Origin of the sequence: Microbacterium sp. bgisy207 (genome assembly GCF_965345035.1) — a bacterium.
Classification (GTDB): Bacteria; Actinomycetota; Actinomycetes; order Actinomycetales; family Microbacteriaceae; genus Microbacterium.
Map to the genome: position 1 here is coordinate 57,711 of NZ_CBDRMG010000011.1, position 12,407 is coordinate 70,117.

15 protein-coding genes are annotated in these 12,407 nt (G+C 67.2%); all 15 read left to right on the top strand.

The window, feature by feature from the left end:
• Nucleotides 1-49 precede the first annotated feature (49 nt).
• Nucleotides 50-316, top strand: a complete 267-nt coding sequence (rpsQ, locus tag ACSGC5_RS11505) for a 30S ribosomal protein S17 (protein WP_434970811.1) — start codon at nucleotides 50-52, stop codon at nucleotides 314-316.
• Between the two features lie 3 nt (nucleotides 317-319).
• Entirely contained in the window at nucleotides 320-688 is a 369-nt protein-coding gene (gene rplN, locus ACSGC5_RS11510) for a 50S ribosomal protein L14 (protein ID WP_434970756.1), read from the top strand.
• Between the two features lie 3 nt (nucleotides 689-691).
• The gene (rplX, locus tag ACSGC5_RS11515; protein ID WP_434970757.1) at nucleotides 692-1,051 is read left to right on the top strand and encodes a 50S ribosomal protein L24; all 360 of its coding nucleotides are present in this window, start codon (nucleotides 692-694) and stop codon (nucleotides 1,049-1,051) included.
• A 2-nt stretch (nucleotides 1,052-1,053) separates the two neighbouring features.
• A complete protein-coding gene (gene rplE, locus ACSGC5_RS11520; protein WP_434970758.1) occupies nucleotides 1,054-1,644 on the top strand; it encodes a 50S ribosomal protein L5 in 591 nt (196 codons plus the stop codon).
• Nucleotides 1,645-1,740: 96 nt separating this feature from the next.
• Complete coding sequence (gene rpsH, locus ACSGC5_RS11525) at nucleotides 1,741-2,139, top strand: 30S ribosomal protein S8 (RefSeq protein ID WP_179430951.1); 399 nt, start codon at nucleotides 1,741-1,743, stop codon at nucleotides 2,137-2,139.
• 6 nt (nucleotides 2,140-2,145) lie between these two features.
• Complete coding sequence (rplF, locus tag ACSGC5_RS11530) at nucleotides 2,146-2,682, top strand: 50S ribosomal protein L6 (protein WP_434970759.1); 537 nt, start codon at nucleotides 2,146-2,148, stop codon at nucleotides 2,680-2,682.
• A gap of 2 nt (nucleotides 2,683-2,684) precedes the next feature.
• Complete coding sequence (gene rplR, locus ACSGC5_RS11535) at nucleotides 2,685-3,044, top strand: 50S ribosomal protein L18 (protein WP_434970760.1); 360 nt, start codon at nucleotides 2,685-2,687, stop codon at nucleotides 3,042-3,044.
• Nucleotides 3,041-3,739: a 30S ribosomal protein S5 gene (gene rpsE / locus ACSGC5_RS11540; protein WP_434970761.1), complete on the top strand. Its 699-nt coding sequence runs from the start codon at nucleotides 3,041-3,043 to the stop codon at nucleotides 3,737-3,739. Before rplR ends, rpsE begins: the two co-directional genes overlap by 4 nt.
• Nucleotides 3,739-3,924, top strand: coding sequence for a 50S ribosomal protein L30 (gene rpmD / locus ACSGC5_RS11545; protein WP_023954062.1), 186 nt, complete (start codon nucleotides 3,739-3,741; stop codon nucleotides 3,922-3,924). Before rpsE ends, rpmD begins: the two co-directional genes overlap by 1 nt.
• The gene (gene rplO, locus ACSGC5_RS11550; RefSeq protein WP_434970762.1) at nucleotides 3,924-4,640 is read left to right on the top strand and encodes a 50S ribosomal protein L15; all 717 of its coding nucleotides are present in this window, start codon (nucleotides 3,924-3,926) and stop codon (nucleotides 4,638-4,640) included. The genes rpmD and rplO overlap by 1 nt, the downstream gene beginning before the upstream one ends.
• A 99-nt stretch (nucleotides 4,641-4,739) precedes the next feature.
• On the top strand, nucleotides 4,740-6,062 hold the full coding sequence (secY, locus tag ACSGC5_RS11555; protein WP_434970763.1) for a preprotein translocase subunit SecY: 1,323 nt from the start codon (nucleotides 4,740-4,742) through the stop codon (nucleotides 6,060-6,062).
• The gene (locus ACSGC5_RS11560) at nucleotides 6,059-6,664 is read left to right on the top strand and encodes an adenylate kinase (protein WP_434970764.1); all 606 of its coding nucleotides are present in this window, start codon (nucleotides 6,059-6,061) and stop codon (nucleotides 6,662-6,664) included. Before secY ends, ACSGC5_RS11560 begins: the two co-directional genes overlap by 4 nt.
• Before the next feature lie 9 nt (nucleotides 6,665-6,673).
• On the top strand, nucleotides 6,674-7,516 hold the full coding sequence (gene map / locus ACSGC5_RS11565; protein ID WP_434970765.1) for a type I methionyl aminopeptidase: 843 nt from the start codon (nucleotides 6,674-6,676) through the stop codon (nucleotides 7,514-7,516).
• Between the two features lie 53 nt (nucleotides 7,517-7,569).
• On the top strand, nucleotides 7,570-8,244 hold the full coding sequence (locus ACSGC5_RS11570) for a DsbA family protein (RefSeq protein WP_434970766.1): 675 nt from the start codon (nucleotides 7,570-7,572) through the stop codon (nucleotides 8,242-8,244).
• A 281-nt stretch (nucleotides 8,245-8,525) separates the two neighbouring features.
• Nucleotides 8,526-12,368 carry a lamin tail domain-containing protein gene (locus tag ACSGC5_RS11575; RefSeq protein WP_434970767.1) on the top strand — a complete coding sequence of 1,281 codons (3,843 nt, stop codon included), beginning with the start codon at nucleotides 8,526-8,528 and terminating at the stop codon, nucleotides 12,366-12,368.
• The last annotated feature ends 39 nt before the right edge of the window (nucleotides 12,369-12,407 follow it).

Below are 12,407 nucleotides of genomic sequence, written 5' to 3' on the forward strand. Positions count from 1 at the left end.
GACGGTCGAGGCTCCGGTCGAGGTCGGACACGAGCACGCTGAGCACGACGTGCGTGACCCCAACGCCCGTGGCTACCGCAAGGCCCGCCGCGGTTACGTCGTGTCGGACAAGATGGACAAGACGATCGTCGTCGAGGTCGAGGACCGCGTGAAGCACCCCCTCTACGGCAAGGTCATCCGCCGCACGTCCAAGGTGAAGGCCCACGACGAGGCGAACACCGCCGGCGTCGGTGACCTCGTCCTCATCAACGAGACCCGTCCGCTGAGCGCCACGAAGCGCTGGCGCCTGGTCGAGATCCTCGAGAAGGCGAAGTAACCGATGATTCAGAACGAATCCCGCCTCAAGGTGGCGGACAACACCGGCGCGAAGGAGCTGTTGACCATTCGCGTGCTCGGCGGCTCGAACCGTCGGTACGCCGGTCTCGGCGACATCATCGTCGCAACCGTCAAGGACGCGATCCCCGGCGGCAACGTCAAGAAGGGCGACGTCGTCAAGGCGGTCGTGGTGCGCACGGTCAAGCAGACCCGTCGTCCCGACGGTTCCTACATCAAGTTCGACGAGAACGCCGCCGTCATCCTGAAGAACGACGGGGAGCCCCGTGGCACCCGTATCTTCGGGCCGGTCGGCCGTGAGCTTCGCGACAAGAAGTTCATGAAGATCGTCTCGCTCGCCCCGGAGGTGCTGTAACCCATGGCGAACATCAAGAAGGGTGACCTGGTCCAGGTCATCTCGGGTCCGACCCCGGAGCGCGGCGGCGACCGCGGCAAGCAGGGCACGGTTCTCGAGGTGCTGACCGAACAGGACCGCGTCATCGTCGAGGGCGTGAACTACGTCACCAAGCACACCCGCGTGGGCCAGTCCCAGCGCGGAACCAAGACCGGCGGCATCGAGACCATCGAGGCGCCGATCCACATCTCCAACGTCCAGCTCGTGGACCCCGAGACCAAGAAGCCCACGCGGGTCGGTCACCGGGTCGAGGAGCAGGTCAAGGACGGCGTCAAGCGCACGGTCCGCGTGCGCTACGCGAAGAAGTCAGGCAAGGACCTCTGAACATGAGCACTGCAACTGCCGTCGAGACTGGCAAAATCCAGCCTCGCCTCAAGCAGAAGTACAACGGCGAGATCAAGAAGGCGCTGCAGGACGAGTTCGGTTACGCGAACGTCATGCAGATCCCCGGCCTGGTCAAGGTCGTCGTGAACACCGGTGTCGGCGAGGCAGCTCGTGACAGCAAGGTGATCGATGGTGCGGTCGACGACCTCACGAAGATCACCGGTCAGAAGCCGGTCGTCACGAAGGCCCGCAAGTCCATCGCGCAGTTCAAGCTGCGCGAGGGGCAGGCCATCGGCGCGCACGTCACCCTCCGTGGCGACCGTGCGTGGGAGTTCATCGACCGTCTCGTGAGCCTCGCGCTGCCCCGCATCCGTGACTTCCGTGGCCTCTCGGACAAGCAGTTCGACGGCAACGGCAACTACACGTTCGGCGTGCAGGAGCAGTCGATCTTCCACGAGATCAACCAGGACAAGATCGATCGCGTCCGAGGCTTCGACATCACGATCGTCACGTCCGCCAAGACGGATGCCGAAGGCCGTGCCCTCCTGCGTCACCTCGGCTTCCCGTTCCGCAGCGCCGAGCAGCAGGCCTGATCCTCCCCTGAAGTCCCGGGACCTCCGGGCCTTCGCCACCACAGGTCGGCGTCCGCGTAACGGGCGTCGAAACCTGGTGAAAGAAAGAAGAACCCCATGACCATGACAGACCCGGTCGCAGACATGCTGACCCGGCTGCGCAACGCGAACTCGGCGCACCACGACTCCGTGTCGCTGCCGAGCTCGAAGCTCAAGACGCACATCGCCGAGATCCTCAAGCAGGAGGGCTACATCTCGGACTGGTCGGTCGAGGACGCCCGCGTGGGCCAGACCCTGACCATGACCCTCAAGTACGGCCCCAACCGGGAGCGTTCGATCGCGGGCATCAAGCGCGTGTCGAAGCCCGGTCTGCGCGTGTACGCGAAGTCCACCGAGATCCCCACCGTTCTCGGCGGCCTCGGCGTTGCGATCCTGTCCACCTCCTCCGGTCTTCTCACCGACCGTCAGGCCGAGCAGAAGGGCGTGGGTGGGGAAGTCCTCGCCTACGTGTGGTGATCTGACATGTCGCGTATTGGACGTCTTCCCATCGACATCCCCGCCGGCGTGACCATCACGGTCGAGGGCCAGGATGTCGCCGTCAAGGGCCCGAAGGGTGAGCTTTCGCTCACCGTCGCGCGCCCCATCGAAGTGAAGGTCGAAGAGGGTCAGGTGCTCGTCACCCGTCCCGACGACGAGCGCGAGTCGCGTTCGCTGCACGGCCTGACCCGCACTCTGATCAACAACAACATCATTGGCGTGACCCAGGGCTACACCAAGGGCCTCGAGGTCGTCGGCACCGGTTACCGCGTGGCGCAGAAGGGCAGTTCGATCGAGTTCGCCCTCGGCTTCTCGCACCCCGTGCTCGTCGAGCCGCCGACCGGCATCAGCTTCACGGTCGAGGGCAACAACAAGGTCACCGTGAGCGGCATCGACAAGCAGGCCGTCGGTGAGGTCGCCGCCAACATCCGAAAGATCCGCAAGCCGGAACCCTACAAGGGCAAGGGCATTCGCTACGCCGGCGAGGTCGTGCGTCGCAAGGCCGGAAAGGCTGGTAAGTAACCATGACCGTGAAGACGAAGTCCGACGCGCGCGCGCGTCGTCACGCCCGCCTTCGCAAGAAGGTCGTCGGCACCGCCGAGCGTCCGCGCCTGGTCGTCACCCGTTCTGCCCGTCACGTGTTCGTGCAGGTCGTCGACGACAGCCAGGGCCACACGCTCGCCTCGGCATCCACTCTCGAGACCGACCTGCGCGGGTTCGACGGTGACAAGACCGCGAAGGCACGCAAGGTCGGCGAGCTCGTCGCCGAGCGCGCGAAGGCGGCTGGGGTCTCGGATGTCGTGTTCGACCGCGGTGGCAACCGCTATGCGGGACGGGTCGCGGCGATCGCCGACGGCGCCCGCGAGGGAGGTCTGAACCTGTGACCGAGAACAACAACAACGTGGAGAACGACGTGACCACTGCCGAAGGCACGACGGAGCAGCCGGCGGCCGAGGCCGCGGCGACGACCGAGCGCGAGCGCGAGCCGCGCCGGGGCAGCCGCGAGCGCAACCCCAACCGTGACCGCGGGTCGCGTGACCGGGGCGACAACCAGTTCCTGGAGCGCGTCGTCACGATCAACCGCGTGTCGAAGGTCGTGAAGGGTGGACGTCGCTTCAGCTTCACCGCCCTCGTGGTCGTCGGTGACGGCAACGGCGTGGTCGGTGTCGGCTACGGGAAGGCCCGCGAGGTGCCCCTGGCGATCTCGAAGGGTGTCGAAGAGGCCAAGCGCAACTTCTTCCGTGTCCCGCGCTCCGGCTCCACCATCCCGCACCCCGTGCAGGGTGAGGCAGCCGCCGGCGTCGTGCTGCTGCGCCCCGCCGCCGCCGGTACCGGTGTTATCGCCGGTGGTCCGGTTCGCGCCGTGCTCGAGTGCGCCGGCATCCACGACGTGCTGTCCAAGTCGCTCGGCTCGTCGAACACGATCAACATCGTCCACGCGACCGTCGAGGCGCTCCAGCAGCTCGAGGAGCCGCGTTCGGTCGCCGCTCGTCGCGGTCTCGACTTCGATCAGGTCGCGCCGGCTCGTCTGGTCCGTGCCGAGGCTGAGGCAACGGCCGCGCAGAAGGTAGGTGCCTGATGGCTGCTCGACTGAAGGTCACGCAGGTCAAGTCCAAGGTGAGTGAGAAGCAGAACCAGCGGGACACGCTGCGTTCGCTCGGTCTCAAGCGGATCGGCGACTCCGTCGTCCGGCCCGACGACGCGCAGACGCGCGGGTACGTCAAGACCGTCGCTCACCTCGTGAAGGTTGAGGAGATCGACTAATGGCAGACAACACTTCGTCCAAGCTCAGTGCGGGCGAGAAGGTCGAGGCCGCAGAAGCTGTGGCTGAGGCTCCGAAGAAGGCCCCGGCGCGCAAGGCTCCGGCCAAGGCCGCGTCGGATGCGCCCGCCGAGAAGAAGGCTCCCGCGCGCAAGGCTCCGGCCAAGGCCGCCGCCGATGCGCCGGCAGAGAAGGCCGCTCCCGCCAAGAAGGCTCCGGCCAAGGCTGCTGCGGCGAAGAAGGATGTCGTTCCCGCGACGCGCCCCGGCGTGCTCAAGGTGCACCACCTTCGTCCGGTTCCCGGCGCCAACACCGCGAAGACCCGTGTGGGTCGCGGTGAAGGATCCAAGGGCAAGACCGCAGGCCGTGGCACCAAGGGCACGAAGGCCCGTTACCAGGTCAAGGTGGGCTTCGAGGGTGGGCAGATGCCGCTGCACATGCGTACCCCGAAGCTGCGCGGATTCAAGAACCCGTTCCGCGTCGAGTACCAGGTCGTGAACCTGTCGACGCTCGCCGAGCTCTACCCCCAGGGTGGAGACGTCACCGTGAGCGACCTCGTCGCCAAGGGTGCGGTGCGCAAGAACGAGAAGGTCAAGGTCCTCGGCGACGGCGACATCTCGGTGAAGCTCACCGTCACGGTCGACAAGGTCTCGGGTTCGGCCCAGCAGAAGATCGTCGCCGCTGGCGGGTCCGTCGCGACCGCTGCGTCGGCGGAGTAGTACCTGAAAGGAGGGGCCGGAGACATCTCCGGCCCCTCCTTCGGTTAGCCTGGACGTTGGCGCGCCCGAGCGTGTCGGCATCCCCTTGGAGGAATCCTCTTGTTCAGCGCCATCGCGCGGGTGTTCCGCACTCCCGACCTTCGTCGCAAGATCGGGTTCACCCTGGCCATCATCGCCCTCTATCGCCTGGGTGCGCATGTGCCCACACCGTTCGTGGACTTCCCGAACGTGCAGCAGTGTCTGCGCGACTCCAGCGGCACCGAGGGACTGCTCGCTCTTGTCAACCTGTTCTCGGGTGGCGCGCTGCTGCAGCTGTCGATCTTCGCCCTCGGTGTCATGCCCTACATCACGGCGACGATCATCGTGCAGCTGCTGCGTGTGGTCATCCCGCACTTCGAGGCTCTCTACAAGGAGGGCCAGGCCGGGCAGGCCAAGCTCACCCAGTACACGCGGTACCTCACGATCGCGCTCGCTCTTCTGCAGTCCACGACGCTTGTGACCGTCGCGCGCAGCGGTCAGCTGTTCGGCACCACGGGTATCCCCGAGTGCGAGCAGCTGCTCACCAACGACGCGTGGTGGGCGCAGCTGCTCATGATCATCACGATGACCGCCGGTACCGGCCTCATCATGTGGTTCGCGGAGCTCGTGACCGAGCGCGGCATCGGTAACGGCATGTCGATCCTCATCTTCACCTCGATCGCCGCCGCCTTCCCCGCCTCGCTGTGGGCGATCTGGCAGTCGCGCGGATTCGAGACCTTCCTGCTCGTCCTGGCTGTCGGCATCGTGGTGGTCGGGCTGGTGGTGTTCGTGGAGCAGTCCCAGCGCCGCATCCCGGTGCAGTACGCCAAGCGGATGGTGGGCCGTCGCACCTACGGCGGAACCAACACCTACATTCCGATCAAGGTCAACATGGCCGGCGTCGTGCCCGTCATCTTCGCCTCGTCGCTGCTGTACATCCCGGCACTGATCGCGCAGTTCAACCAGCCGCAGCCGGGCCAAGAGGCCGCACCGTGGGTCGTGTGGATCAGCAACAACCTCACGAACGGTGACAGCGCGATCTACATGATCGTGTACTTCCTGCTCATCGTCGGCTTCACGTACTTCTACGTCGCGATCACGTTCAACCCGGTCGAGGTCGCCGACAACATGAAGAAGTACGGCGGGTTCATTCCCGGCATCCGTGCGGGCCGCCCCACCGCCGAGTACCTCGACTACGTGCTCACCCGCATCACGCTGCCGGGCTCGCTCTACCTCGGTCTGATCGCGCTGCTTCCGCTGTTCGCGCTGGCACTTGTCGGTGCCAACCAGAACTTCCCGTTCGGCGGCGCATCGATCCTCATCATCGTCGGTGTGGGTCTTGAGACCGTGAAGCAGATCGATGCGCAGCTGCAGCAGCGACACTACGAAGGGCTCCTCCGATGACGCGCTCCGCCGACCTCCCCTCCGCTCGCCTTCTCATCGTCGGTCCGCAGGGCTCGGGGAAGGGGACGCAGGGCGTCCGAATCGGAGAAGCGCTGTCGATCCCGGTGATCTCGACGGGAGACGTCTTCCGCGCGAACGTCAAGGACGGCACTCCGCTCGGACAGCAGGTCAAAGCGATCATCGAGGCCGGAGACCTGGTGCCGGACTCGCTGACCAGCGAGATCGTGCGCGACCGCCTCGCCCAGGACGACGCCGGCAATGGTTTCCTCCTCGACGGGTATCCCCGCAATCTCGGCCAGGTCGGCGACCTCGACGCCTTCCTCGAGGGCCGGGGTGAGTCGCTGGATGCCGTGATCGAGCTTTCGGTCCCGCGCGACGAGTCGATCGCCCGGCTCACGCAGCGCGCCATCGACCAAGGCCGTACGGATGACACCGAAGAGGTCATCGCGAACCGTCTCGCGATCTACGAGCGCGAGACAGCACCGATTCTCGATGTCTACCGCGAGCGGGGCATCGTCGACACCATCGACGGCGTCGGCTCACTCGACGAGATCGCCGATCGCATCGCCGCGGCGCTGTCTGCGCGCGGCATCACCGGCTGACCGGGCGCCGTGCTGCGTCGATCGATCTACAAGACCCCCGCTCAGCTGCGGGCGATGGTCGAACCTGGACTGATCACCGCCGCCGCGCTCGATGCGGTCCGCGCGCTTGCGGTGCCGGGTGTCAGAACGATTGAGCTCGACGCTGCGGCATCCGCGGTCATCACCGCTCGCGACGCCCGTTCGAACTTCCAGCTCGTGCGTGGCTACCGTCACACCGTGTGCGCGTCGGTGAACCAGCAGGTCGTCCACGGCATCCCTGGTGATTACGTGCTGCAACCGGGCGACATCCTGTCCGTGGATGCCGGCGCCGAGTACCGGGGCTGGAACGGCGACTCCGCCATCACGATCGTCCTGCCCGATGCGGAACGCCCCGAGCTGGTAGCTGCTCGTGAGCGGCTCTCGGAGGTGACACGCGGCTCGTTGTGGGCCGGGATCGCGGCGCTCGCGACGGCGTCCCACGTGGGCGAGGTCGGCGCGGCGATCGAGGGCTACGTCAAAACCCACGCCCCGGAGGGCGGGTACGGCATTCTGCGGGACTACATCGGTCACGGCATCGGGCGGAAGATGCACGAGGCACCGCCCGTGTTCAACTACCGCACGAGCGATCCGGGAGCCGAGGTGCGCCCCGGGCTGGTCCTCGCCATCGAGCCGATGGTCGTCGCGGGCGACCAGGCAACCTTCGTCGAGGACGACGACTGGACGGTGTCCACCGTCGACGGCACAGACGGTTCACATTGGGAACATAGCGTCGCCGTGCACGATGGTGGTATCTGGGTGCTGACCGCACCCGATGGCGGCGCCGCGGAGCTTGCTCCGTTCGGCGTCACTCCGCAGCCGATCGCGGGGGCCTGAGAGGCGAGAGCCGGCGACGAGCCGGCCGGACACAGCATCCGGAGGAACAGGAAATGGCAGCACCGGCGAAAAAGAACAACTACTTCGCGATCTGGATCAGCGTCGCGGTCGTCGCGGCTCTCGTTCTGATCGGCGCCCTCGTGGTGTGGATGAACAATGCGGCCAGCGCTCCGGGTGCTGTCCCCGAGGGGCCGGGCATCAACACGTCGACCGGAGCGATCGTGGTCGGCGAAGGCTCGAACGAGGTCGACGTCTGGTTCGACTTCTACTGCCCGCACTGCCAGGACTTCGAAGACGTGTATGGGCCGACGCTCGACGAGCTCGTCACGTCGGGAGACATCACCCTCAATCTGCATCCTGTCGCGCTCTCCGGCCTGAATGCCGCATCCGGCACGGACTTTTCGGAGCGCTCGGCCAGCGCGCTGTACTGCATCGCGACGCAGGATGCCGACGCCGCTTACGCGTTCTCGCAGACGCTGCTCACCGCCGACGTCACCGGGGCGGGACCGACCGACCAGGAGCTCATCGACCTCGCCGCCGACGCGGGTGTCACGGGCATCGACGAGTGTGTCACCGATCGCACGTACGTGGACTTCGTCGCAACGCAGACCCGAGAGATCCCGACCAGCCCCGAGGGTGGGCAGGGAACCCCGACTCTCGTGATCAACGGCGAGTACATCGCACTGACCGGTGACGTGAACGCCGACATCGTCAATCGGCTGAACTGAGGCCTCCGCCCACACGCGCTCATCGTGCGCCGGCGCCCCGGGGATACCGTTCCCCGGGGCGCCGCGGTGTCTGCCGGGTGCCTGCCACGGTGGCTGCAGGAGCCCTCGCCGTGTCCGATGCCGCGGTTATCAGGGGTGACACCGAGCGACCACCCCCGGTTCGCAACCCGTTCACCGCTTCTTTGCCTGGAGTCGTGAGGCTGGGCGAGCGCCCGTCCCGGGGTCCCTGACCCGACACATCGGCGCGCCATCCCCCGCACCGACCTGCAGGAGTACTCGCCATGCGCCGACGCCTCGCCGCCGTCCTGTCCGTGATTCTCGGGCTCTCCTTCGCCGTGGCGGTGCCGGGAGCAGCAAGCGCGGATCCGATCGAGATCCCGTCGGTGGTGATCAACGAGATCCAACCCGACGACGCGGTAGCCGAAGACTGGGTCGAGCTCGCAAACACGGGTGACACGGATGTCGACATCAGCGGATGGATCGTGCGGGACGACAAGAACACCTCCACGTTGCGGGCCGGCCTCGTCGTCCCGGCGGGTGGATACCTCGTGCTTTCGAACAAAGATCACTTCGACTTCGGGTTGGGCAAGAGCGGTGACGAGGTACACGTTGCGCTCCCGGACGGCACGATCGTCGACGAGTACGCCTTCACGAGCAAACCTGCGACCACCTGGGGTCGCTGCCCGGACGGAACCGGTGAGTTCGGTCTGACGGAGACCGCCACGCCCGGTGCTGCCAACGACTGCCCGGCTACTGCGGGGCCCGACAACATCACGATCAACGAGGTCACGTCGCAGGGTGAGCCGGCCGACTGGGTCGAGCTGCACAATGACGGCACGACGCCCGTCGACATCTCGGGATGGATGGTCCGCGACGCCAAGGTCGACGCGCTGGCACCGCTGCCCGAGGGCACGATCGTTCCGGCGGGCGGCTACCTCGTGCTTCAGAACGGCACGCACTTCGCGTTCGGCCTCGGTGACGGTGATCAGTTCCACCTGTACCTCGAGGACGGCACGACTCTCGTCGACGAGACGGCGTGGCCCGCGGACACCCACGCCGCGCCGTCCTGGGGACGCTGCCCCGACGTGACCGGCGCCTTCGAGATGACCGCGACCGCGACCCCCGGTGCCGTAAACGACTGCGTCCGACCGGTCGGTGCTGACGGCATCCTCATCACGGAGGTCTCGTCCGACCCCGATGACTGGGCCGAGATCCACAACACCGGTGATGCGGACGTCGACATCTCGGGGTGGCACGTGGACGACAGCAGCCCGCGCGAGGACGTTCTCCCCTCAGGGACCATCGTCCCGGCCGGCGGCTACGTTGTGCTGACCAACGGGACGCACTTCGGCTTCGGTCTCGGCAAGGGCGACCAGTTCCGCCTCTTCCTTGCAGACGGGGTCACCCTTGTCGACGAGACGCAGTGGACCGCTGACACCCACGCCGACCCCTCGTGGGGTCGGTGCCCCGACGCGACCGGCGAGTTCGTCATGAACGTCACCGCCACCCCTGGCGCCGCCAACGACTGCCCCGAGGTCAACCCGGTCGGCGAGCTCGTCCTCAACGAGGTCGAGTCCTCCGGCGAGGGCGCGGACTGGGTCGAGATCTACAACCCGACGGCTACGGCAATCGACATGACCGGTCTGGTGATCGCTGACGCCGGGGAGCCGAAGACCACCATCGCAGCGACCTCGATCGTGCCGGCCGGCGGATACGTCGTCGTCGAGACCAGCGGGCTCGGCGGAGCCGACAGCGCCCGCCTATTCGCAGCGGACGGCACCACGCTGATCGACGAGACGAGCTGGACGGCCACCGCCGACGAGACCTGGGGCCGGTGCCCGGATGCTGTCGGCGCCTTCGGAGAGACCGAAGCGCCCACCCCGGGCGCGGCCAACGACTGCCCGCCGCCGGCCGGCTGGCAAGACGTCGTCATCAACGAGGTCGAGTCCTCGGGCGGCGAGCCCGGCGACTGGATCGAGCTGCACAACACGGGAGACGTGACGGTCGACCTCACCAGCTGGATCCTGCGCGACAACGTCGATGAGCACGCGTTCGTGATCGCTCCGGGGACCTTGCTCGCTCCGGGCGGCTTCCTCGCCGTGGTGACCGACGTCGATCCTGACGCGTTCGGACTCGGCAACCCCGACACCGCACGCCTGTACCTGCCCGGCGGAGAGACCCTCGTCGACAGCTACGCGTGGGAGGACCACGCCGAGAGAACGACGTACGGCCGCTGCCCCGACGGCACGGGGGAGTTCGTCCTGACGTTCTCGCCGACGAAGGATGCCGCCAACGACTGCTCGCCGGTGCGCATCAACGAGGTCGACTCGAAGGACGCGGACCCTGTCGACTGGGTCGAGTTGGTGAACATCGGCGACGAGTCAGTGGATGTCTCCGGATACGTCCTGCGCGATAACAAGGACACGAGCGAGATCGTGATTGCCGACGGCACGACGATGGCGCCGGGTACCTACCTCGCCGTCGACGTCGATGGCGAAGGCGGCTTCGGGCTGGGCGGCGCGGACGAGGCGCGTCTATTCGCTGCTGACGGCACGACGCTGCTGGGCAGCGTCAGCTGGAGCGAGCATGCTCCCACCTCGTGGGCGAGGTGCCCGGATGGCCTCGGCGCGTTCGAGATCTCGCAGTCGGTCACCAAGGGGGCAATGAACGAGTGCGTCGGAATCGTCGCCGCCACCGCATGGCCAGGTGGGCAGGGCGTGACGACCGTTTCTGTGGAGAACCAGTTCGGCGGCGACCTGAGCGGACTCGCCTACGAGGCCACCGGCGACGGACGTGGGACGCTGTGGGCCGTCCAGAACGGCGACGGCCTGCTCTACAAGCTCGAGTGGAACAGTGCAGCCTGGGTGCCCGTCGCCGGTGAGTGGGCCCAGGGCAAGGAGCTCGTCTACCCGGACGGCGGCGGCACGGTGGATGCCGAAGGCGTCGGCTTCGTCGGATCCTCCGCATCCGGAATCTACGTCGCGAGCGAGCGCAACAACGATGGCGGCGGCAGCCGGCCCTCAGTCCTGCTCTACGACGTCTCGGCATCCGGCACGACGCTGACGGCATCCGCGGAATGGAACCTCGCGAACCTGCTGCCGACGCTGGCAGCCAACCAGGGACTGGAGGGAATCACCTGGATCCCTGACTCGGCGCTGGTCGCCGGGGGACTGGTCGATGAGGCCACGGGGGAGGCGTACGACCCCACCCGTTACGCCGGTCACGGCGACGGACTGTTCTTCGTGGGCGTCGAAGGCACCGCACGCATCTACGCCGTTGCGCTGATAAGCGATGGATCGGCCGCGCTCGTCGCGACGATCGACCCCAAGCTCGCTGTCGTTGCCGACGTCTTCTACGACGCGTCGACCGGCCTGCTGTGGGCGGCGTGCGATGACGCGTGCGACGGGCAGACCGCGGTCCTGACGATCGCCGAGGACGGACCCTTGGCAGGCACGTTCCAGGTGACTTCGTCGTACGAGGCGCCGTCGGGCATGGCCGAGAACATCGCGAACGAGGGCTTCGCCATCGGTTCGGCACTGTGCGCCGACGGACACGCTCCGGTCTTCTACGCCGACGACAGCGAGACGGATGGATACTCGATCCGGGAGGCGACGATCGTCTGCACCACCTCGGGCGGGGGCTCCGGCGGCTCGGGTGGTGGCGATTCCGGGTCGGGCGGCGGCCTCACACCCGTCGGCGACCCGGTGGCGCCGTCCGAGTCGGCGCTCACGCCGCAGACGCAGAACCAGATCCAGGCGCCGAACACTGCCGTCGCCGGCGAGACCATCACGATCGTCGTCGGAACCGCGTACGCGGGCCAGCTCGTGGACGGATGGGTCTTCTCGACCCCCACGTACCTCGGGCAGGCGACTGTGTCGGCATCCGGCTCTGTGACGTTCACAGTGCCCGCGGGTCTCGCCGCTGGGACGCACCGCCTGGTCGTGACGGACTCGACCGGCGCCGTGATCGGCTGGCAGTACCTCGAAGTCACAGGGCTCGCCGCGACGGGCGGAACCGTCGAGTCCACAGGCATCCCCGTGCTGCCATGGGCTGCCGGCGCGCTGCTTCTGGGTGGACTCCTCCTCGTCGCCATCCGGCGCCGCGCGGCTCGGCAGGGAGTCTGACGCGGCGCTGCCGACGCCGTCCCCTTGCCGCCTAGCCCA